Origin of the sequence: Acidovorax sp. GW101-3H11, assembly GCF_001633105.1 — a bacterium.
Taxonomy (GTDB): Bacteria; Pseudomonadota; Gammaproteobacteria; order Burkholderiales; family Burkholderiaceae_C; genus Acidovorax.
In genome coordinates, this window is record NZ_LUKZ01000009.1 from 14,954 (window position 1) to 33,846 (window position 18,893).

The 18,893-nt window shown below is 66.6% G+C and carries 22 protein-coding genes; 6 read left to right on the forward strand and 16 right to left on the reverse strand.

Annotation, left to right across the window (positions count from 1 at the left end):
* Window positions 1–233: 233 nt before the first annotated feature.
* From cas3f to A1D30_RS06135, 8 genes are all read right to left on the reverse strand, one after another.
* The gene (gene cas3f, locus A1D30_RS06100) at window positions 234–3,767 is read right to left on the reverse strand and encodes a type I-F CRISPR-associated helicase Cas3f (RefSeq protein WP_063459910.1); all 3,534 of its coding nucleotides are present in this window, start codon (window positions 3,765–3,767) and stop codon (window positions 234–236) included.
* Window positions 3,764–4,753, reverse strand: a complete 990-nt coding sequence (gene cas1f / locus A1D30_RS06105; protein WP_063459911.1) for a type I-F CRISPR-associated endonuclease Cas1f — start codon at window positions 4,751–4,753, stop codon at window positions 3,764–3,766. Before cas1f ends, cas3f begins: the two co-directional genes overlap by 4 nt.
* Window positions 4,754–4,837: 84 nt before the next feature.
* Entirely contained in the window at window positions 4,838–6,007 is a 1,170-nt protein-coding gene (locus A1D30_RS06110; RefSeq protein ID WP_063459912.1) for a DSD1 family PLP-dependent enzyme, read from the reverse strand.
* The gene (locus A1D30_RS06115; RefSeq protein WP_063459913.1) at window positions 5,991–6,632 is read right to left on the reverse strand and encodes a histidine phosphatase family protein; all 642 of its coding nucleotides are present in this window, start codon (window positions 6,630–6,632) and stop codon (window positions 5,991–5,993) included. The genes A1D30_RS06110 and A1D30_RS06115 overlap by 17 nt, the downstream gene beginning before the upstream one ends.
* A gap of 28 nt (window positions 6,633–6,660) precedes the next feature.
* Window positions 6,661–7,275, reverse strand: coding sequence for a DUF4136 domain-containing protein (locus A1D30_RS06120; RefSeq protein ID WP_063459914.1), 615 nt, complete (start codon window positions 7,273–7,275; stop codon window positions 6,661–6,663).
* A gap of 55 nt (window positions 7,276–7,330) precedes the next feature.
* On the reverse strand, window positions 7,331–8,272 hold the full coding sequence (ttcA, locus tag A1D30_RS06125) for a tRNA 2-thiocytidine(32) synthetase TtcA (protein WP_199865932.1): 942 nt from the start codon (window positions 8,270–8,272) through the stop codon (window positions 7,331–7,333).
* A 48-nt stretch (window positions 8,273–8,320) separates the two neighbouring features.
* Window positions 8,321–8,695: a dihydroneopterin aldolase gene (locus A1D30_RS06130; protein ID WP_063459915.1), complete on the reverse strand. Its 375-nt coding sequence runs from the start codon at window positions 8,693–8,695 to the stop codon at window positions 8,321–8,323.
* Between the two features lie 29 nt (window positions 8,696–8,724).
* Window positions 8,725–9,510, reverse strand: a complete 786-nt coding sequence (locus A1D30_RS06135; RefSeq protein WP_063459916.1) for an SDR family oxidoreductase — start codon at window positions 9,508–9,510, stop codon at window positions 8,725–8,727.
* 15 nt (window positions 9,511–9,525) lie between these two features.
* Here A1D30_RS06135 and A1D30_RS06140 point away from each other — a divergent pair, with 15 nt between their 5' ends.
* The 3 genes from A1D30_RS06140 to trxC all read left to right on the forward strand — a co-directional run bounded on the left by A1D30_RS06140 (window position 9,526) and on the right by trxC (window position 11,353).
* A complete protein-coding gene (locus A1D30_RS06140) occupies window positions 9,526–10,644 on the forward strand; it encodes an SAM-dependent methyltransferase (protein ID WP_063459917.1) in 1,119 nt (372 codons plus the stop codon).
* Between the two features lie 13 nt (window positions 10,645–10,657).
* The gene (locus A1D30_RS06145; protein WP_063459918.1) at window positions 10,658–10,852 is read left to right on the forward strand and encodes a DUF2905 domain-containing protein; all 195 of its coding nucleotides are present in this window, start codon (window positions 10,658–10,660) and stop codon (window positions 10,850–10,852) included.
* A 63-nt stretch (window positions 10,853–10,915) separates the two neighbouring features.
* A complete protein-coding gene (trxC, locus tag A1D30_RS06150) occupies window positions 10,916–11,353 on the forward strand; it encodes a thioredoxin TrxC (RefSeq protein WP_063459919.1) in 438 nt (145 codons plus the stop codon).
* A 12-nt stretch (window positions 11,354–11,365) separates the two neighbouring features.
* On the opposite strand, the gene A1D30_RS06155 is transcribed toward trxC, so the two are convergent.
* From A1D30_RS06155 to A1D30_RS06170, 4 genes are read right to left on the reverse strand one after another with little or no spacing between them, the layout of a single operon-like run.
* The gene (locus A1D30_RS06155; protein ID WP_109790899.1) at window positions 11,366–11,839 is read right to left on the reverse strand and encodes a DoxX family protein; all 474 of its coding nucleotides are present in this window, start codon (window positions 11,837–11,839) and stop codon (window positions 11,366–11,368) included.
* 23 nt (window positions 11,840–11,862) lie between these two features.
* Window positions 11,863–12,624, reverse strand: coding sequence for a DNA-binding domain-containing protein (locus A1D30_RS06160; RefSeq protein ID WP_063459920.1), 762 nt, complete (start codon window positions 12,622–12,624; stop codon window positions 11,863–11,865).
* Window positions 12,615–13,475, reverse strand: a complete 861-nt coding sequence (locus tag A1D30_RS06165) for a DUF692 domain-containing protein (protein WP_063459921.1) — start codon at window positions 13,473–13,475, stop codon at window positions 12,615–12,617. The genes A1D30_RS06160 and A1D30_RS06165 overlap by 10 nt, the downstream gene beginning before the upstream one ends.
* Window positions 13,476–13,478: 3 nt before the next feature.
* Complete coding sequence (locus A1D30_RS06170) at window positions 13,479–13,772, reverse strand: DUF2282 domain-containing protein (RefSeq protein WP_063459922.1); 294 nt, start codon at window positions 13,770–13,772, stop codon at window positions 13,479–13,481.
* A gap of 200 nt (window positions 13,773–13,972) precedes the next feature.
* Here A1D30_RS06170 and A1D30_RS06175 point away from each other — a divergent pair, with 200 nt between their 5' ends.
* Window positions 13,973–14,617: a sigma-70 family RNA polymerase sigma factor gene (locus A1D30_RS06175; RefSeq protein ID WP_277922017.1), complete on the forward strand. Its 645-nt coding sequence runs from the start codon at window positions 13,973–13,975 to the stop codon at window positions 14,615–14,617.
* A 1-nt stretch (window position 14,618) separates the two neighbouring features.
* A complete protein-coding gene (locus tag A1D30_RS06180) occupies window positions 14,619–15,260 on the forward strand; it encodes a DUF1109 domain-containing protein (RefSeq protein ID WP_063459924.1) in 642 nt (213 codons plus the stop codon).
* Window positions 15,261–15,288: 28 nt separating this feature from the next.
* Here the strand turns inward: A1D30_RS06180 and A1D30_RS06185 are convergent, their stop codons facing one another.
* Window positions 15,289–16,539 (reverse strand): multifunctional CCA addition/repair protein, encoded by a 1,251-nt coding sequence (locus A1D30_RS06185; RefSeq protein ID WP_063459925.1) that lies wholly within the window; start codon window positions 16,537–16,539, stop codon window positions 15,289–15,291.
* A gap of 44 nt (window positions 16,540–16,583) precedes the next feature.
* Between A1D30_RS06185 and A1D30_RS06190 the strand changes: the two genes are divergently transcribed.
* Window positions 16,584–17,039 (forward strand): hypothetical protein, encoded by a 456-nt coding sequence (locus tag A1D30_RS06190; protein ID WP_063459926.1) that lies wholly within the window; start codon window positions 16,584–16,586, stop codon window positions 17,037–17,039.
* A 139-nt stretch (window positions 17,040–17,178) separates the two neighbouring features.
* On the opposite strand, the gene A1D30_RS06195 is transcribed toward A1D30_RS06190, so the two are convergent.
* The 3 genes from A1D30_RS06195 to A1D30_RS06205 form a co-directional block, all read right to left on the reverse strand.
* Entirely contained in the window at window positions 17,179–17,487 is a 309-nt protein-coding gene (locus A1D30_RS06195; RefSeq protein WP_063459927.1) for an NIPSNAP family protein, read from the reverse strand.
* A gap of 8 nt (window positions 17,488–17,495) precedes the next feature.
* Complete coding sequence (locus A1D30_RS06200) at window positions 17,496–18,188, reverse strand: glutathione S-transferase family protein (protein WP_063459928.1); 693 nt, start codon at window positions 18,186–18,188, stop codon at window positions 17,496–17,498.
* A gap of 119 nt (window positions 18,189–18,307) precedes the next feature.
* Complete coding sequence (locus tag A1D30_RS06205; protein WP_063459929.1) at window positions 18,308–18,880, reverse strand: 5-formyltetrahydrofolate cyclo-ligase; 573 nt, start codon at window positions 18,878–18,880, stop codon at window positions 18,308–18,310.
* Window positions 18,881–18,893: the final 13 nt, after the last annotated feature.

An 18,893-nucleotide genomic window follows, 5' to 3' on the forward strand; every position in this document is an offset into this window, starting at 1 on the left:
CTGGTGCCTGCCCGGCACGTTGCTGAATCAACCGTGGTGCAAGTACCAGTTGCACCACGGTTTTTTTCGTTGCTTGAAATTGAACCAGTCAACTTGAAAATTTTGACGTAGTAAAAGGGGGCGATGTTGGCCAATGATAAGAGCAGCGTGCTATCTTTGCAACACCTGCTGAAAAGCAGCTCAGAAAAGTCAGCTAGACAATTTGGCTGTCGATCCACTGCCGCATAGGCAGCTCAGGCTTTCTTGCTAAAGCCCAAGCGCTCATCCCACCGCCAGCCCGCCTGCGATTCAGGCAGGCTGGCGGTGGCATAGCGTTCTGCGCAGTGCTCCAGCGACAAACCCTGCGCTTGCGCCAGTGCAGTCAGTTCTTCCATCAAGCCCACCTGCGGCCAGGGCGATACGCTGGGTGATGCCAGTTGCGCTGCGGGCACGGGGTGGCACAGGCTTTGGTGGATGGGTACATAGAGCTTTTCGTAGCGCCGTTCTCCGTCTTGTACGCGGTGCAGCAACAGCGTTTCTGCCTCTTCGTCCGGCAGCAGGGCCACGTCGTCGCGTTTCTGATCGTCCTGGCGAAAGCGCTGGAACTGCGGCAGCAGGCCGGTCAGCCACAGCTGACTGTGGTGTGCCCAATGCAGGAAGGCAGCGCGCTCTGGGGCGGTGGTGTATTTGCTGGCTGCAGAGCGTTGCAACATGGCATCTCGCATGCGCTCGTGCTCCAGGTCGGCCCAATGGCGGCGGGGGTGGTATTGCGCGGTGGCTACCTCAATGCGCGGTTGGGCATCCACCGCCCACGGCTCGGCGTCCTTGACCAATCGAGCTATCAGCTGGCGCAGGCTATGGCTGTGCAGGTAGAAGTTCTGTGAAGCGTCGCTCGACCCCGGCGGTTGCGGGTCCATTTCAAAGCCGGGTTTGCAAAACGCCGCTTTGCTCTTGTCTTTGAAGTGCCGCAGATTGCTGTCCAGCACCACCATGTTCACCCCACCCACAGCCCCAGGCCGGTGCCGGCGCACGCGCCCGGCCAGTTGGATGAGCGAGCGCATGGACGAGGGCTCGACTACGGCCCAGTCGTAGTCGTGGTCGCGGCCCACTTCGGTCACGGGACTGCCCAGCACGATGAACAGGTGGTGGGGCTCGGGGTGGGCGTCGATCAGGGAGCGCAGGGCGGGGCGTTGTAGCGCTGGGTCGTGATCGTCTTTGGCTCCCCGGCGGTTGAGCAGGGTGTCCAGTTGCTGTTCGATGGCCGAGCGCAGCAGCAGGGGGAACTGCGAGTGGTACACGCACAGGTGGATGCGGACCTGGCCTTGCAGTTCTGGCGGCAGTGCGTCTGGCGCGTACATGGCCAGGGCCACGTCGTACAGCGGGGCAATGTTGGCCATGCGGATGAGGCCCAGGCTCACGCGTTTGTCACTTTTGTCGGTGCTGTGGTTGTGGGGCTGCCGGTGAAGCTGCCACGCTTGCGCCAGTACCAAGCGGGCAAAGTCTTTGCGGCGCTCTGCTTCTTGCATGCCCTGCCAGGTGTCGGGCAGGGGCGCAATCTGCGCCAGCCGCCGCACCTCGGCCTGCTTCAGCTTGGCGACTCGCTTGTGTACGTACTGGCTGTGCGCTTCGCGGAAGGCGGCTGGGTCCGCACAGTCTTGCGTGGTCTGGTGGAATTCGTCGATCCACAGGCAGCAGATGTTCACAGGCTCGCTGGGCCGTTCGCTGCGGTGGCGCTGGTACACGGTTCGCCCGGCGCGGTAGGCCAGAAAGAGCCCTTCCACCAGCGCGGGCGGCAGCGTGGCCGATGACAACAGCACGCGGCTGCCCAGCAGGCCCGCCCAGTGCACCAGGCGGGTGAGGGCGGGCAGGTCGGCCATGTCAAAGTCGTCGGGCTCGTCCAGCACCAAGTCGCTGGTCAGAAGGCGCAGCATGGGCGCGATCTGGCGGCCACCGCGCAGGCTTTCGGTGGCGGGAGTGAGGTGGTCTACGGTGCACACCAGCAGGGGCGCGGCGATCAACGCGCGGGCCTTGACGTCATCGGTCAGGCGCTGCAGCAGCGGATGCTGGTCGTTGCCTTCGTAGAGCACGGTGCCCGCTTCATCCAGCAGCGACTGGCTGGATGCGGAGCCGGTGGCTTCGGCCTGTTGTTCCCAGTATTCAAACAACGCTCGGCTGGCCGCGCCACCGACCTGAATGGCCAGTTGCTCGTCATTCAACTGCAGGTCGTTCTGGAAGACGCGCCCAGTCTGCAACGTGAGCGTGCGCAGCCCCATGGCAAAGGCGCAGCGCATGCCGGTGGCAGGGTCAGCCAGTGCATTCATCACCCGGGCGTTACCCAATGTTTTGCCGCAGCCTGTGGAGGCCATGTTGACGATGAACGCGCCTTGCTGCGCTGTGCGGGTGCGCACGCTGGTGGCCAGGTCTGCAGCCTTGTCTTGCCAGGCAAAGCGTGGGTCAGCACTGCGTTTTTTGAGGGGCTTGTGGTTCTTGAGTGCGGGCAGGCTGTGCGTGAGGCTGGGCAGGGAGCGTGCGACCAGCGTGGCATGGGCCTGTACGCCCAGCAGGTGTTCATCCAGGGTTTGGATGAAAAGTGGGCTCTGGTGCTTGTCTATCAAGCGCGGGTAGCTATCGTTTTGATAGTGATTGCTGCGCGTGTTGGCGTACAGGGGGTAGTCTTCATTGAGATACTGCGCCCGCGCGGCTTTGTCTGTGACGCTGGAGTAGTGGTGATCGGCCAGCATGAGGCACAGGCGCGCGACGTGCATGGCAAACGGGTCGTGCAACACCGGTCCTTGGCCAGGGGCTTTCAATAGTTCCTGTAGCTTGCGTGCGTAGCGGGCGGCCTGTTTGCGCCAGGCGAGGGTGGTAACAGGGAGCCCATGCGGGAAGCACCAGTGGGCTTGTTTGGTCTCTGTGTTGGCCTGCTCGCGCGGCTCGTTCCAGTCGGCGTTGATGCGCTGAAGCACATCGTCCAGGGCGTTGGTGTTGACAAAGCTTGGGCGGGCGCCAAAGCGGCGGTAGGTGCGCCTGCTTTCCTCCATGTCCTCTGCATCAACGCCTTGTGCTTGTTCAACCGGCAGGCATGGCAGGCGGTGGTGGGTGAATACCAGCCATGCAACCGCTTGAGCCAGCGGCGGTAAGCGGGCGAACGGCAAGCGTTGCGAGGCTTGGGGCTCATCGATCCCATCGCGCAGCAGCCGACCACCGGCGTGGTCAAGCCACAACGCCTCAAACGTCTGCGCATCCGCATCCGCGTCTGCACAGGCCGCAAGCCGTTGCAGCCAGCCGGCATCGTCTTCCTGCTCCACAAACGCCTGAAACAGCCGCACTGACACCCATTCGTGTCGGTAGTGGTTGCGCTCGCGCAGGCCAGGGTTCTTGAGCTTGTCTTGAAATGCCTGTGTGGCTTTGCCCAGGTCGTGCAGCAGGGCCGCCAGCGCGGCCAGGGCGGTCATCAGTGGCAGGTGGTGCCAGGCGTTTTCATCGCCCGCGCGCAACACGTTGCTGGCCGTGGTGTTGGTGGGCACGGCCCCCTGGTCGTTGAATTGGTTGGCGTCACCTACCACCCACAGCAGTTCGCTGTGGTCACGCCCGCGAATCCAGTGGCAGGCCACGGCGGTGTTCTTGCGCGCCGTCTGGCGCAGCAGCCTGCGCACGGTGTCCAGGCCTGCCTGGGTGATGGGCGTTTGCCAGGTGCGCTCGCCGCGCCGCTCAGCAAACTGGTCGAGGATGCGGCGGGTCTCCACCAGCGCTCGCTTGTTGCACTGGGCAATGAAGAGCACGTTCATGGTGCGGGGCGGGCCGTGGCGTGTTGCGCGGTGGTGATGGCGATGAGCTTGAGGGTATCGATCATGAAATCCAGCGAGTCGCTTTGCGTCAATGTGTCGATGCAACGCCGACGAAACTGTTGTTCATCGTCGCCTTGCATGGCCGACAGAAATGCCTGGGGCAAGATCGCTGCGTCCTTCACCAGATCCGCCGCATCAAACACCAGGCCACCCCTTCGTGTTTTGCCATGCAGCACAGCCAAGCCGTGCGGCAAGCCCAATACCCAGGTGGCTGTGGCGCCGAGGCCGTAGGCCAGGTAATTGCCGTGGTCCAAAAAGCGGTTGGCGGCGTCCGTGCCGCTGCCACGCTTGGCCCGCGTGAATTCACCGTACTGAGTGGCATCGACCGCTAGCTTGAAAAGTGCTTTGGTGAGCTGTGCTTCGTCCGTGAGCAGGGCAGTCACATCGGGAGCCGTAGCAATGCGTTGTGTGAATTGCCCTATCAGCGCCTCCAGGCGCGGTGCGTCAACCGCAAAGCCTGCCTCCCGCAGGGGGCGCTGTAGCCATTGTTCCCGCAAGCGTTGCAAGCGCGCGGTCTGTAAGGCCTTGGCTGCCATCAGGCGCAGATCGTCGTCAAACCAAAACTTGACCCAGGCCTGCAGATACTCTGTGGGTCGATATTCCGATTGGGGTGCGAACCACGCGACCTCGATATCCACCTCGTTGGCGCTGAAAAGTGGCGTACCGCCACCACCCGCGAAACCCACCAGCACGCCAGCCTTGGCCAGCTCGCGCATGGCCGCCTGGGTGATAGATGTGCCCGTGCCCAGCAGGATGCTGGTGGTGTTGGCGATGGGGATGTTCCAGTAAAGGCTGCGCTTACCCGTGTCGGTGACATACTCTACGCGGCCACCGTTGACCAAGACCCGGCAATGCTCCAGGTAGTAAAGGTTGGCCCGCTTGGAGTGCAGGATGGTTTTTAGGTCGGAGGATGCAATGGATTCCATGGCATCAGTTTTGACCAAAACAATGTGCACATCACGGAATATTTGGCCGAACCGTGCCCAGTCTGAGCGTACTCAGTCGATCACTCAGGTCAGCGCCCCTCTGGCATCCACCCGGATGATGCGCTCCACCACGCCCTGCACGAGGCCACCGCGCACCCCGATCAGGAAGTCGTGCAGGTTCACCGTCGGGTCGCAGTGGCCGGGGATGAGCCACAGCATGCGGCCCAGCGTGGGCAGGCGGGCTTCGGGACCGTCGGCGTAGAGCAGGCCATGTTCGTCGCCGCCGTTGCCATAGCGCAGCGCGTGCCCGGGGGGCAGCAGGGCCACGGTGGGCAGGCCGGAGTCAATGGCGTGGCTCTTGTGGCCCGCGTCGCACACCGCGTGGGTGTCGCGCACCGACACCACCTGGGTCTTGACGAACAGCGCGTGTTCAAACGCGGGCTGCGCGGGCTCGCGCTCGTTGCGCGCGTAGTCGGCGTCCATGAACATGAAGGAGCCCGCCTGCAGCTCGCCAAACACACCGCTGGCGGCCTCGTGCACCAGGGTGCCGGTGCCCGAGCCAGTGATCAGCGGCACGGTCAGGCCCTCGGCCTCGATGAGCTGGCGCGTGTGGTGGGCGGCGCGCACCACCTGGGCAATCGCCTCGCGGCGGCCCACGCTGCTGCCCAGGTGCTGGGCGCGGCCATGGTAGGCCTGCAGGCCCGCAAACCGCAGGCGCGGGCTGCGCGAGACAGCCAGCGCCAGCGGCACGGCGGCCTCGCCGGGCGGCACACCGCAGCGGCCCTGGCCCACGTCGATCTCCACCAGCACGTCGATGCCCGCATCGCTGCCATGCTGCGCCATGGCTTCGGCCAGGCGGGTGATGCCTTCGGGGTGGTCCACCGCCACGCCCAGGCGCCCGCCGCGCGCCGCCAGCTGGGCGGCCAGCCGTGCCACGCGGTGCAGTTTGGGCATGGCAACCACCTGGTTGGTGATGGTGATGTCGTGCACGCCCCCGGCGGCCAGTGCCTCGGCCTCGGCCACTTTTTGCACACACACGCCCTGGGCGCCCGCCTGCTGCTGCAACAGGGCCAGCTCGGCGCTTTTGTGCATCTTGGCGTGGGGGCGCCAGCGCACCTGGTGCTTGCGCGCAAAGTCGGCCATGCGCTGGATGTTGCGGTCCATGGCGTCCAGGTCCACCACCAGGGCGGGGGTGTCGATCAGGTCCACGCGTTGGCCGATGGTGGACTGCAGGGCGTCAGGAATGGGTTTCATCGCGGAGGGCGTTGTTGTCCAGGTGCTGCGTGTCGGCCCAGCCCACCAGGCTCAGGCCGTCGGGTGTCCACAGCAGGCGGTTGATGGCCGCGTTGGAGAGTTGCCAGGTGCGGGGCGCCTGGATGTCCTGGCGCGTGGCCAGGCGGTACAGCACATCGAGCACGCCGCCGTGCGCCACCATCACCACCTGCTCGTCCAGGTGCTGCTGCGCCAGTTGGGCCACGGTGCGTTCGATGCGTTCTCTCAATGTGACCAGCGACTCGCCGCCCTCGGGGGCATAGTGCGGGTCGCGCTTGCGCCAGCGGTAGGCGTCCTCGGGCAGCTCGGCCTCGATTTCGGCAAAGGTGCGGCCCTGGAAATGGCCGAAGCTGCGCTCGCGCAGGCCGGTGTGGGTGGTGAGCGGTGCGCCCGTGCTGCGCGCCACGGCCTGGGCGGTGGCGTGGGCGCGCTTCAGGTCGCTGGTGTAGATGGCGGTGATGGGCTCGTCGGCAAGTGCACGGGCCACCTGATCGGCCTGCCACAGGCCGGTGGTGTTGAGCGGAATATCCAGGTGGCCCTGGATGCGGGTGTCCACGTTCCAGGCGGTTTCGCCGTGGCGGATGGCAACGATGCGGGTGGCTTGCATGCAGTGGGGTGGTGGGGGCTGCAGGGTGTCAGGGAGCTGGCGGCGCCAGGGGCAGGCGCACCTGGCGGGGCCCTTGGGGCGGCTTCGGAAAACCGTTGAGCGCGGCGTCGAACAGCACGCCATACACGGCCGGGTCGCTCACCCACACGTCCTCGTGCACGGCCGATGTTTCGTACACCACGGCCTGGGTGGCGGCGTCGCGCATCACGATGCTGACAGCGCGGCGGTGCAGCGGCGTGGGGTCGCCAAAACGCCACATGCCATGCACGCCCCAGCCCCGGCCATACCAGCCGCCCATGCCCCAGGGGCCGGGGCTGTAGGGTCCATAAGGCCGGAACGGGTCATAGCGCGGCACGGCGTCGGCCTGCACGCCCAGTTGCACCAGCAGGCGGGGCGCGGTTTCGTCGCGCTGCAGGCCTGCGCGGGCCAGGGATTGCTCGGCCAGCGTGGCGATGGCGTCAAACGATGGGGCCTGCTGCGAAGGCAGGCGGTCGATGCGGTAGGTGGCGGGCGTGGGCACGGCCGCCAGGGTCGAGAAGCTTTGCACCTGGCCTTCGACCACGCGCGTGGTGCTGCAGCCTGCGAGCAGGGCGGTGGCCAGGCCGAGTGCAAGAAGGGGAATCCAGCGGCGTCGGGCTGTCATGCTCAGAGGCTCCAGAAAAAGAGATCTCTGTGAGAGTGCCGCAGCCCGCCGGGGTTCACGACAGCTGCACCACCTGCACGCCCGGCAGCGATGGCGAGGGCGCCGCAAACTCTTCCTTGTCAAACGCCTTGTCGCCGTCTTCGCTGGCGATGCCCGTGGCCCGGGCGTTCTTGAAGTCGTACAGATCGCCGTCCAGCAGGTGCGAGGGCACCACGTTCTGCAGCGCGGTGAACATGTTCTCCACGCGGCCGGGGAATTTTTTCTCCCACTCGCGCAGCATCTCGCCCACCTGCTTGCGCTGCAGGTTCTCCTGGCTGCCGCACAGGTTGCAGGGGATGATGGGGAAGTCGCGGTGCGCGGACCAGCGGGCCGTGTCCTTCTCGGCCACGTAGGCCAGCGGGCGGATCACCACATGCTTGCCATCGTCGCTGACCAGCTTGGGCGGCATGCTCTTCATCTTGCCGCCAAAGAACATGTTGAGCAGCAGGGTCTGCAGGATGTCGTCGCGGTGGTGGCCCAGCGCGATCTTGGTGCAGCCCAGCTCGTCGGCCACGCGGTACAGGATGCCCCGGCGCAGGCGGCTGCACAGGCTGCAGGTGGTCTTGCCCTCGGGCACCAGCTTCTTGACGATGCTGTAGGTGTCTTCGTTCTCGATGTGGAACGGCACTCCGGTGCTGGCCAGGTATTCGGGCAGGATGTGCTCTGGGAACCCGGGCTGTTTCTGGTCCAGGTTCACGGCCACCAGGTCAAAGTGAATGGGCGCGCGCGCCTTCATCTTGATGAGGATGTCCAGCAGGGTGTAGCTGTCCTTGCCGCCGGACATGCACACCATCACCTTGTCGCCTTCTTCGATCATGTTGAAGTCCACAATCGCCTTGCCGACCTCGCGGCACAGGCGCTTTTCCAGCTTGTGGGTTTCGCGCTCGATCTTCAAGTCGTTGCGCGGCGCGGTGGCGGCAACGGAGGGGGCTTCGACTTCTGTCCAGACGGTACTCATGCCGCCGATTGTCTCATTTGTGCCTTTTTGCGGGCCCGGGCACTGCGTTCACCACTGCCCGGTTTCCACACGAATCGCCACTTCGCAGTCGTCAAAAATCTCCAGCTTGGCGATCTTCACCCGCACGCCCAGCACGCCGGGCAGCTGCATCAGGCGGTTGGACAGCTTGCCGATCAGGCTTTCCAGCAGGTTCACATGCTCGGCGCGGCACTCGTCGATGATGATCTGGCGCACCTTGCGGTAGTCCAGCACATGCTGGATGTCGTCGTCGCGCGGCGCGAGCGGCTGCACGCCCAGGCTCAGCTCGGCATCGACCTGGATGGGCTGGGGGGCGGTCTTCTCGTGCGAGAGGATGCCCAGGTTGGCGTCGAAGCGCAGGCCGGTGAGCGTGAGGATCTGGGTGCCGACGGCTTTGTGGTCCATGGGAGATGGCTTTCTGCGTGAGCTTGCGCTCACATCATTGAAAAATCGCGGTCAAACTTCATCAGGTGCTGGCCACCGTCCACCAGCAGCGTGGTGCCGGTGATCGACCGGTTCTCCAGCGCAAATTTGACGGTGGCGGCCACATCCTCTGCGGTGGACGAGCGGCCCAGCGGGGAGAGCGCATGCAGCTGTGCAAACTTGTCGTCGCTGAGCATGTGGCTGGTGAGCGTGAGGCCCGGCGCCACGCCCACCACCCGCACGCGCGGCGCCAGCGCCAGCGCCAGCATGGTGCCTGCGGCCTCCAGCGCGGCCTTGGAGAGCGTGTAGCTCACGAAGTCGGGGTTCTGGTTCCAGAGCTTCTGGTCCAGCAGGTTGACCACAGCGCCCTGGGCATCGGCCTCGCCTGCCACCACGCGGTCGGCCACATGCTGGTGCAGCGCCTGGGCCAGCAGCACGGGGGCGGCGGTGTTGCTGCGCAGGTGTTTTTCGAGCGCGGCAAAGCCAAAGGTGGCGGCGTTGTCGTGCTCGAACAGCGAGGCACTGTTGACCACCGCATCCACGCGGCCAAAGTGCGCCACCACGCGGGGCAGCAGGCCGCGCACGGCGGCCTCGTCTTCGAAATTTGCATCAAAAAGGGCACTACCGCGCGTCAGCTGTGCGCAAGCAGCTACGGTATCCATAGCATCCTGCTGCGACGAGCGGTAGTGCACCGCCACCTGCCAGCCGCCCTCTGCCAGCGCCAGCGCAATGCTGCGGCCCAGGCGCTTGGCGGCGCCTGTGACCAGAACGGTGCGCGGGTGGGAGGGAGTAGGCATGTGGGCTGGGAGACAATGCGGGCCGTGACCCAAAGACCCGACAGTTTAACGACCGCCCTGCACCAGCACATCACCCAGGCCATTGCCGCCGAAGGGGGCTGGCTGGGGTTTGACCGCTTCATGGCACTGGCCCTCTACACCCCCGGCCTGGGCTATTACGCCAACGATTCCACCAAGTTCGGCGCCATGCCCGAGTCCGGCAGCGACTTTGTGACCGCGCCCGAGATGACCCCCCTGTTCGGCCAGACGCTGGCCGTGCAGGTGGGCGAAGCCCTGGCGCACACCGGGACCGACGAGGTGTGGGAGTTTGGCGCGGGCTCCGGCGCGCTGCCGCTGCAGTTGCTGGATGCGTTGGGCGACCAGGTGCAGCGCTACACCATCGTTGATCTGTCGGGCAGCCTGCGCGCGCGCCAGCAGGCCAGGCTGGTGGCGCATGCCCACAAGCTGCGCTGGGTGGATGCCTTGCCTGAGAAATTCAGCGGCGTGGTGGTGGGCAACGAGGTGCTCGATGCCATGCCCGTGCAACTGCTCGCGCGCCATGGCGGCCAGCAGGGCGGCGTGTGGCACGAACGCGGCGTGGTGGTGGACGCAGACGGCCGCTTTGCCTGGGCCGACCGCCCCACCGACCTGCGCCCGCCCGTGGACATCGAAGGCCCGCAGGACTACCTGACCGAGATCCACGCGCAGGGCGAAGGCTTCATGCGCATGCTGGCCGACCGGCTCACGCGCGGCGCGGCCTTCCTGCTGGACTACGGCTTTGGCGAAAGCGAGTACTACCACCCCCAGCGCCACATGGGCACCGTGATGTGCCACCAGGGCCACCTGGCCGACGGCGACCCGCTGGTGGCGGTGGGCCGCAAGGACATCACCGCCCACGTTAACTTCACCGCCATGGCGCTGGCCGCGCAGGAGGCGGGCCTGAACGTGCTGGGCTACACCACGCAGGCGCATTTCCTCATCAACTGTGGGTTGCTATTAAAAATGGAGCAACTGCCGCAAGAGGGGCGCGCGACAGCGGCCAAATTGATCATGGAGCATGAAATGGGCGAGCTGTTCAAGGTGCTGGCCGTGGGCGCGGGCGAGGCGTGGGAGCCCGTGGGGTTTGCGCACGGCGACCGCTCGCACCGGCTGTGAGGCTGCAGGCCCCATGTTCCGCTGGCTCCTCGTCATCGTCCTGGCCCTAATGCTCATCAGCTGGCTGTCGCCGCTGCTGCGCCGCATGGGCTTTGGGCGCCTGCCGGGGGACTTCCGGTTTCGCTGGCTGGGGCGCGACTGGGATGTGCCGCTCGCGTCCACGCTGCTGCTGAGTTTTGTGGTGAGCCTGCTGACCAAGCTGCTGTAGTTCGCCCTTGAAACGCCACGCTGTGGTCGCCATGTGGTTTGTCAGAAAACCCCTGACCTGCCCATGACCGAAGCCCTGCACATCGTCTGCCCCCATTGCCACACCACCAACCGCGTGCAGGCCGCCCAGCTGGGCAGCGCGCCCGACTGCGGCAGCTGCCACCGCCCCCTGTTTATGGGCGCCCCGCTGGAGCTGGATGCCACCAGCTTCGACAAGCAGGTGGTGCGCAACCACATCCCCGTGCTGGTGGACTTCTGGGCGCCCTGGTGCGGGCCCTGTCGCCAGATGGCGCCCGCCTTTGCGCAGGCTGCGCGCGAGCTGGAGCCGCGTGTGCGCCTGGCCAAGCTCAACACCGAAGACCAGCAGGCCATCGCTGCGCGTTATGCCATTCGCAGCATCCCGACCATGGTCCTGTTCCAGCAGGGGCGCGAGGTGGCGCGCATTTCCGGCGCGCTGGGCGCGGCGGACATCGTGCGCTGGGTGCGCACGGCGGCAGCATAAAAAGCCAAATCGTCAGCGAATCCCCAGCGCCCGGTCCAGCGAGACATTGCCCGCACCACGCCCCGCCAGGTACAGCATCAGCCCCGCCCACGACAGGTGCGTGGGCCAGGCGTCGGGGTACACAAACACCTGGATCACCAGCGTCATGCCCAGCAGGGCCAGGGCCGACAGGCGCGTGAACAGGCCCAGCACCAGCAGCACCGGGAACAGGTGCTCGGCCACTGTGGCCATCTGCGCCGCCAGTTCGGGCGGCAGCAAGGGCAGCTTGTACTCGTCGCGGAACAGCGCGTAGGCGCTGTCGGAGATGGTGAACCAGCCATCGACCTTGGTGCGTGCCGACAGCCAGAAGATGCCCGCGATGGCCACGCGGTTCACCAGGGCCAGCAGGCTGTGGGGCGTGAGCCAGGTGGCGGCATCGGCCAGGCGGGCCAGCAGCACGCGCGGGCCTTTGGCGGGGGCGGTGGGGAAGTGGGTGGTGGTGTGCATGGGGGGCTCCTTTGAACAGGTTCTCAGCCTGCGCGTGAATCGGTGAGGGTCAGGGCGCCTGCGTCCAGCAGGCTGCCCATCAGGGCGGCAAAGTCGGTGCCGGGCTCGGTCTCCAGGGCGCGGGTGGCTGCGGCCTCCAGCGGGAGGCCTTGGGCGCAGGCGTCCAGAAACGCTACCCCTGCGCGGGGCAAGGGGCGCCATGTCACTTCCGTGTGGGGCCGGGTGAGCAGGGCCCCATCGCCAAACCAGTCCAACGCGTCGGGCAGCGCCAGGCCCGCGCGGTGGTGCTGCCACAGTGCATAGGCGGGATGCGCATCGCACCAGGCCCAGCGCGCGGCAGGGTGGGGGCGCAGTGGCACCTGGGGCAAGGTGTGTGGGGCCTGCTGTGCCAGCCAGTCGCGGCCCACAGCGGGGGCATCCGCCGCCAGGTGGCATTCGGTCCAGCAGCGGTCCAGGCGCGCCACGGCGCCCAGGTAAGGCAGGTCGGCAGCGGGCGCGAACTGGTTCAGAAAGTGGACGAAGCCGTCGCCATAGTCCATCAGCAAGCCATCACGGGGCGGCTGGGCGCGCGCGTACATGGCGGCCGCTGCACGGAACCAGTCGGTGCCCACCAGCTGGCACACGGTGGGGTAGCTGGCCTGCAGCGCGTCGATGCAGCCCTTGAGCACGGTATTGCGGTACACGGCAAAACCCGGCTGGGCCTCCAATGCGGACAGCCACGGCGCATGCACGGCCTGGCCGTGCAGCGCAGCAGAAAAGCCGTCCTGGAATGTGCTCAGCTGCATGCGGCCTCCTCGGGCTGCGCTGCGTGCGCGGCCGAGAGCGCCCGGTGGGCCCGGTCGCGCTCGTCCATCAGTTCGCCAAACGCGGGCAGGTGCTCGTCGCGCTCGATCAGGGTGGGTACGGGGCCGGTGCGTGCGATCACCTGCTCGTACAGTGCCCACACGGCGGGCGCCACGGGCGCATCGTGGCTGTCGATGAGCAAGGCATCGCCATGTACCGGGTCGGCATGGTGGCCTGCGAGGTGGATCTCGGCCACGGCATGCAGGGGAAACGCGTCGAGGTACGTCTGCGCGCAAAAACCCAGGTTGTGGGCGCTGACGTGCACGTTGTTCACGTCCAGCAGCAGGGCGCAGCCGGTGCGCTGCACCAGCGCGGCCAGAAATTCAGTCTCGGCCCAGTCGTGGCCGTCGATGTGCAGGTAGTGCGTGGGGTTCTCGATCGCGATGGGGCGTTGCAGCACATCCTGCGTGCGGGCGATGTTGTCGGCAATGCGCTGCAACGCGGCGTGGGTGCGCGGAAACGGCAGCAGGTCGGGGAGGTACTGCCCGCGCCAGGTGGACCAGGCCAGGTGCTCTGAAACGATGGCGGGCTCCACGCGCCTTGTGAGGGCGGCCAGGCGCGCCAGGTGGGCCGCATCGGGCGGCGCGTCGGCCGCGAGCGACAGCGACACGCCATGCAGCGCCACGGGGTGGCGTGCGCGGATGGCCTCCAGCCAGGCCAGGCGCGGGCCGCCGTCGGCCAGGTAGTTTTCGGGGTGCACCTCCCACCACAGGCCGGGGGCGCTGCAATGCAGCGCCTCGCCATAGTGCTGGGGCTTGAGGCCCAGGCCAGCGGTGAGCGGGTGCGGGGCCATGGGTCAGGCCTTGGCGGGTGTCAGCGAGCCCATGCCCTTGGGCGTCTTGATCGTGGCGCAGGTGCCTGCGGGTACAAACTTCCAGGCGTTGCCCTGGTAGTCCATCTTGGACGAGCCTGCGCAGGTGGTGCCGGGGCCTGCGGCGCAGTCGTTCTTGCCGGCCATCGACACGCCATAGCACTTCTCCATGGCGGGCTTGGCGCCATCCATGGGCGCGGAGCTGGTCTGGGCCATGGCGGCACCAGAAGTGAGGGCAACAAGGGCGAGGGCGCCAAGGCTGAGGGGGCGGGTGGTCATGGTACGGTTCTCCGAAGGTTGGGTAAGGGTTGAATCCGACCGGGGTGCTGCGCGAAAGCGGCTTTCAGCGGCCCGATCTGCGTTGTAATTCGCGCTGTGCAGCGGGCGGGTTACAGCGCTGCGCAAAAAAAAGATCGCGGCGGTTGTGCAAAGAATTTTTTGCGCTGCCTGTAACCCGTGGGCCTCTGGAGACGAATACCTTGCAGGGAGACACCATGGAGACTGTGGAAGAGCGCTTGCGGGCCTTGCTGCTGCAGGGGCTGGATGCGGACGCTGCCGCCTACCAGCGCTTTCTGAAGGAGCTGAGCGCCCACCTGCGTGCGTTTTTGCGCCGCCGCCTGGCGCAGCGGCCCGACGAGGTCGAGGATCTGGTGCAGGAGACGCTGCTGGCCGTGCACAACCAGCGCCACACCTACCGGCCCGAGATGCCGGTGACGGCCTGGGCGCATGCGATTGCGCGCTACAAGCTCATCGACTGGCTGCGCTCGCATGCCGCCAAAGAGGCGCGCAACGACCCGCTGGACGATGCGGACGAACTGTTTGCCAGCAGCGACAGCGAGGCTGCCGAGGCGCGGCGCGACCTGGGGCAGCTGCTGCAGACCCTGCCGGACAAGCAGCGCCTGCCGATTGAGTATGTGAAGCTGGAAGGGTTGTCTGTGGTCGAGACGGCGCGCCTGACGGGGCTGTCGGAGTCGGCCGTCAAAGTCGGCGTGCACCGGGGGCTCAAGGCCCTGGCCGCCAGGATCAGGGACATGGCTTACGCCCAGAAGGGGGCGGGCAAACCACCGGACACCGCAGGCCGGTCGGTGCTGCCCCCGGATGCGCGCAAAGCCCAGGAGAAATAGCATGAAAACCGATGAATTGATCCACCTGCTGGCTGCGGACGAGCGGCCTGTGCAGCGCGCCGCCATCGAGCAGCGGTTTGCCGTGGCCACCGCAGCGGGCATTGCCGGTGCCGGGGTGCTGATGCTGGCGCTGTTTGGCCTGCGCCCCGACCTGCTGGCGACCATGGCGCTGCCCATGTTCTGGGGCAAGCTGGTGTTTGCGGCGGCCCTGGCTGCGGCCGGGGTGGGGCTGTTGCGCCGCATGGCCCGCCCGGGCATGCAGGTCGGCCATGCCGCCCTGTGGCTGGCCGTGCCGCCGCTGGTGCTCTGGGCCCTGGCCCTGGGGGCACTGGCGCAGGTGCCTGCGGCAGAGCGTGCGCCGCTCATCCTGGGCAGCACCTGGCGCACCTGCCCATTCAACATCGCCGCGCTGTCGGTGCCCGCGTTCGTGGCCGGGTTCTGGGCGCTCAAGGGCGCAGCACCCACCCGCCTGGCCTGGGCGGGCGCGGGCGCGGGCCTGCTGGCCGGTGCGCTGGGCGCCTTGGTCTATGCCTTGCACTGCCCAGAGATGGCCACGCCCTTCCTGGCCGTGTGGTACCTGGCGGGCATCGCCATCCCCACGGCGCTGGGCGCCATGCTGGGGCCGCGCCTGCTGCGCTGGTAAGGGCCGCTCTCAGCGTGCGTTGATCGGTTCAGAGCGCAGTGGGTGCTTTGAGCCACTGCGCCACCGCTGCCACCCGCGCCTGGTGGATCAGCCCGCCCACCTGCGGGCCGCTCAGCCCCTTGGCCGCTGCCTGCGCCGCAATCTCGCGCGTGACCACCGACTGCACGGCGCCCAGCACGGCCAGCAGGCGCGGGCGCTGCGGATAGGCAGACTCTTCAAACCCCAGCCGCCCGCGTGCGTCGCACTCGCAGGCCAGCAGGATCTCGGCAAACCGCCCGGGCTTGCGGATCGCGTCGCAGCGCTCCAGCAGGCGCACCAGTGCGGCGGCAGACAAATCGGTGCTGCGGTGGATGTGGCCATGTTCACGCGCCACCACATCGGCCGTCTCGCGGCAGTCCACGGGCACGCGCAGGCGCTCGGCCACGTCTTTCAGCAGCTCCGCGCTGCGGGTTTCGTGGTCGATGTGGCGCGGCAGCACATCGGCGGGCGTGGTGCCCTTGCCCAGGTCGTGCGCCAGGCAGGCAAACCGCACCGTGAGCGGCGCCGAGAGCCGCGCCGCCATGTCCAGCACCATCATCAGGTGCACGCCGGTGTCCACCTCGGGGTGGTATTCGGCCCGCTGGGGCACGCCCCACAGGCGCGCCACCTCGGGCAGCAGCACGGCCAGTGCGCCACAGTCGCGCAGCACCTCGAACATGCGCGAGGGTTGTTCTTCCATCAGCCCGCGCGCCAGCTCCTGCCACACGCGCTCGGGCACCAGGTGGTCCACCTCGCCGTGTTCCACCATCTCGCGCATCAGCTGCATGGTTTCGGGCGCCACGCTGAAGTCGGTGAAGCGCGCCGCAAACCGCGCCACGCGCAGGATGCGCACCGGGTCTTCGCGGAACGCGTCGGTCACATGGCGCAGCACGCGCGCTTCAATGTCCTGGGCACCAGAATAGGGGTCAAAAATGCCCTCTGCGCTCGTCCCATCTGTGTTTTCAGCTATCGCATTGATAGTAAGGTCGCGGCGCGAGAGGTCTTCTTCCAGCGTCACATCGGGTGCGCTGTGCACCACAAAGCCCCGGTAGCCGCGCCCGCTCTTGCGCTCGGTGCGGGCCAGGGCGTATTCCTCGCGCGTCTCGGGGTGCAAAAAGACGGGGAAATCGCGCCCCACGGGCAGGTAGCCCAGCGCCAGCATCTGCTCGGGCGTCGCGCCCACCACCACCCAGTCGCGGTCATTCACCGGCCGGCCCAGCAGCTTGTCGCGGACCGCGCCGCCCACCATGTAGATTTGCATCGGGCTAGTTTAGGACCTGCGCCGCGCCGTATATTCAACCCATCATGTCCCTCTCGTCTGACCTCACCATCGCCCAGCTCAACCCCGACGGCAGCGTGCCCGTGCCCACCGCGCCCGATGCCGCTGCCAACGCGGCCGCCGAAGCCTTGCAGCGCGAGGCGCAGTTCGAGGCCCTGAAGGCGAAGGTGGAGGGGCTGCAGGAGATCCTGGCCAAGCCGCTCAACGACATCCTGGCCGAACACGACAAGTTCAAGGAGGTGGCGGCCGCGTGGGATTCCTTCGGCGCGATGTGGATGCTGTCGCAGCGCGCCATGCGCCGCGTGGCGATGGACCTGGCAGCCCCGCAGGGCGTGAGCGAAGAAGAGGTGGTGGCCCGCGCCATGGCTTATGCCAACCAGGTGCTCAACACCGAGGACGAAGACCTGGGCGGCTCCATCGCCCCCGCACAGCTGGCGCACATCGCGCGGCACAAGGCGTTTTTGCGCAAGCAGTTCCGGTAGACCTTCATCCACCCGCACAGGCGTGTATCACGGTGCGATCAAAAAACAAAAAAACGATCACGCTGAGCTTGTCGAAGCGCCGCGCGAGGCTTCGACAAGCTCAGCCCGAACGGTGCTGAGGATTCAACGCGGATTCGCGTCAGCCAAACACCGGCCTGAAAAAGCTCCGCTCGTAACTCACGATGCACCCTGTCTCCTCGGCATAGCGGAACGCCGCCTGGCATTCCGCGTCCTGCATCGACGCCTCGCGGTAGCGTTCGTAGGCCGCGAGGCTTTCAAACGTGAACAGCGCCAGCGCGATGTTGTTGGCCCCTTCGCTGGGTAGGAAGTAACCGTGGTGCTGACCGCCGAACTTCTCGACCAGTGGGATCCACAGTTTTCCGTAGTGCTCAAACTCCTTGAGCTTGCTCGTGTTGAGCACGTAGCGCAGGTAGATGGTGACGGCCATGGTGTGCTTCAGTCTTGCGTGGGTTGCAGGCGGTAGGGCTCTTCAAAGTCGAGAAAGTCTTTCTCGGCCAGGGCGTCGTCTATCCATGCCTTGACACCCGGCAGTGCGCGCACCCGGTCCACATAGGCGGCGATCTGGGGGGGCACAGGCAGGGCATAGGTGTGCAGGCGTGTGCACACGGGGGCAAAGTAGGCATCGGCCACCGAGAACTGACCAAACAGCATCGGCCCGCCGTGTTCTTGCAGCAGCGCGCTCCACATCTCCACCAAGCGGGCCACATCGGCGCGCACGCCAGGCTTGTCGCGCCAGATCAGCGCGCCGGTGTCGGCCAGGTCGGCCTCGATGTTCATGATGCAGTGGCTGCGCAGGGCGGTGAAGCCGCTGTGCATTTCGGCGCAGACGCTGCGGGCGCGCGCGCGGGCTTTGGGGTCGGCGGGCCACAGTTGCTTGTCGGCCCAGGTTTCGGCCACGTATTCCGCGATGGCCAGGGTGTCCCACACCACCAGGTCGCCATCGACCAGCACTGGCACCTTGCCGGTGGGGCTCACGGGGCCGATGACGCGCTTGAATTCCGAGTCGGTCTCGAAGCTGTCGAAGCGCACGCGCACTTCCTCGAACGGGATGCCGGCCTGCTTGAGCAGCACCCAGGGGCGCATGGACCAGGACGAATAGTTCTTGTTGCCGATGTAGAGCTTGGGCATGGTGGGCACCTGAAAAATAAAGGTCAGCCCGCCATGCTAGCGGCTGCGCGGCGCGCCAGCGATGCCAAAACGCGGTCTGAATGATGCGCGGCGCGCATCACCGGCCACCCCGCCGCCGATCAGATCGGCCAGACCACGCCGTTGTCGTTCAGGATGGCATCGAGCGGCAGGTCGAATTCTTCGGGCTCGAAGTCGTCCAGGAAGCCGTGGGTGAACCCCAGTCCCACGGTGAACGGCTTGGGCTGCAGCGTGGCCAGCGTGCGGTCATAGAACCCGCCGCCATAGCCCAGGCGGTAGCCCCCGGCCGCGTAGCCCACGCAGGGCACAAACAGCAGCGTGGGCACGATGACCTCGGTGTCCTTGGGCTTGGGGATGCCGTAGGCGTCTTCCTCCATGGGGCAGCCGGGGTACCAGGCGTGGAAGGTGAGCGTTTTGTGCTGCTTGTTGACCACCGGCAGGCCGATGCGGCGCAGCTGGGGCTCGTCCAGCAGTTCGCCGTCTTCCTTCCAGCGATGCAGGGCAGGCAGGGGGTCGAACTCGCCCTTGATGGGCCAATAGGCGCCGATCACGGTGTCGGGCCGGTTCACAAGCCAGATGCGCATCACCTGCTGTAACAGGTCGGACCGCTGTAGGCGGTCGGGCAGATTGAGACGTTCTTCTATCAATGCGCGCCGAAGGGCTGCTTTGTCCATCACATAATTCCCC

What these genes read in the sequence shown, in the direction of transcription:
- A1D30_RS06145 (WP_063459918.1), top strand. Translation starts at nt 10,658, where the DNA reads ATGTTCCGCTGGCTCCTCGTCATCGTCCTGGCCCTAATGCTCATCAGC.
- A1D30_RS06140 (WP_063459917.1), top strand. Translation starts at nt 9,526, where the DNA reads ATGCGGGCCGTGACCCAAAGACCCGACAGTTTAACGACCGCCCTGCAC.
- A1D30_RS06180 (WP_063459924.1), top strand. Translation starts at nt 14,619, where the DNA reads ATGAAAACCGATGAATTGATCCACCTGCTGGCTGCGGACGAGCGGCCT.
- A1D30_RS06185 (WP_063459925.1), bottom strand. Translation starts at nt 16,539, where the DNA reads ATGCAAATCTACATGGTGGGCGGCGCGGTCCGCGACAAGCTGCTGGGC.
- A1D30_RS06170 (WP_063459922.1), bottom strand. Translation starts at nt 13,772, where the DNA reads ATGACCACCCGCCCCCTCAGCCTTGGCGCCCTCGCCCTTGTTGCCCTC.
- A1D30_RS06200 (WP_063459928.1), bottom strand. Translation starts at nt 18,188, where the DNA reads ATGCCCAAGCTCTACATCGGCAACAAGAACTATTCGTCCTGGTCCATG.
- A1D30_RS06195 (WP_063459927.1), bottom strand. Translation starts at nt 17,487, where the DNA reads ATGGCCGTCACCATCTACCTGCGCTACGTGCTCAACACGAGCAAGCTC.
- A1D30_RS06135 (WP_063459916.1), bottom strand. Translation starts at nt 9,510, where the DNA reads ATGCCTACTCCCTCCCACCCGCGCACCGTTCTGGTCACAGGCGCCGCC.
- A1D30_RS06165 (WP_063459921.1), bottom strand. Translation starts at nt 13,475, where the DNA reads ATGGCCCCGCACCCGCTCACCGCTGGCCTGGGCCTCAAGCCCCAGCAC.
- trxC (WP_063459919.1), top strand. Translation starts at nt 10,916, where the DNA reads ATGACCGAAGCCCTGCACATCGTCTGCCCCCATTGCCACACCACCAAC.
- A1D30_RS06160 (WP_063459920.1), bottom strand. Translation starts at nt 12,624, where the DNA reads ATGCAGCTGAGCACATTCCAGGACGGCTTTTCTGCTGCGCTGCACGGC.
- ttcA (WP_199865932.1), bottom strand. Translation starts at nt 8,272, where the DNA reads ATGAGTACCGTCTGGACAGAAGTCGAAGCCCCCTCCGTTGCCGCCACC.
- A1D30_RS06190 (WP_063459926.1), top strand. Translation starts at nt 16,584, where the DNA reads ATGTCCCTCTCGTCTGACCTCACCATCGCCCAGCTCAACCCCGACGGC.
- cas1f (WP_063459911.1), bottom strand. Translation starts at nt 4,753, where the DNA reads ATGGAATCCATTGCATCCTCCGACCTAAAAACCATCCTGCACTCCAAG.
- A1D30_RS06115 (WP_063459913.1), bottom strand. Translation starts at nt 6,632, where the DNA reads ATGCAAGCCACCCGCATCGTTGCCATCCGCCACGGCGAAACCGCCTGG.
- A1D30_RS06155 (WP_109790899.1), bottom strand. Translation starts at nt 11,839, where the DNA reads ATGCACACCACCACCCACTTCCCCACCGCCCCCGCCAAAGGCCCGCGC.
- A1D30_RS06120 (WP_063459914.1), bottom strand. Translation starts at nt 7,275, where the DNA reads ATGACAGCCCGACGCCGCTGGATTCCCCTTCTTGCACTCGGCCTGGCC.
- A1D30_RS06130 (WP_063459915.1), bottom strand. Translation starts at nt 8,695, where the DNA reads ATGGACCACAAAGCCGTCGGCACCCAGATCCTCACGCTCACCGGCCTG.
- A1D30_RS06205 (WP_063459929.1), bottom strand. Translation starts at nt 18,880, where the DNA reads ATGGACAAAGCAGCCCTTCGGCGCGCATTGATAGAAGAACGTCTCAAT.
- A1D30_RS06110 (WP_063459912.1), bottom strand. Translation starts at nt 6,007, where the DNA reads ATGAAACCCATTCCTGACGCCCTGCAGTCCACCATCGGCCAACGCGTG.
- cas3f (WP_063459910.1), bottom strand. Translation starts at nt 3,767, where the DNA reads ATGAACGTGCTCTTCATTGCCCAGTGCAACAAGCGAGCGCTGGTGGAG.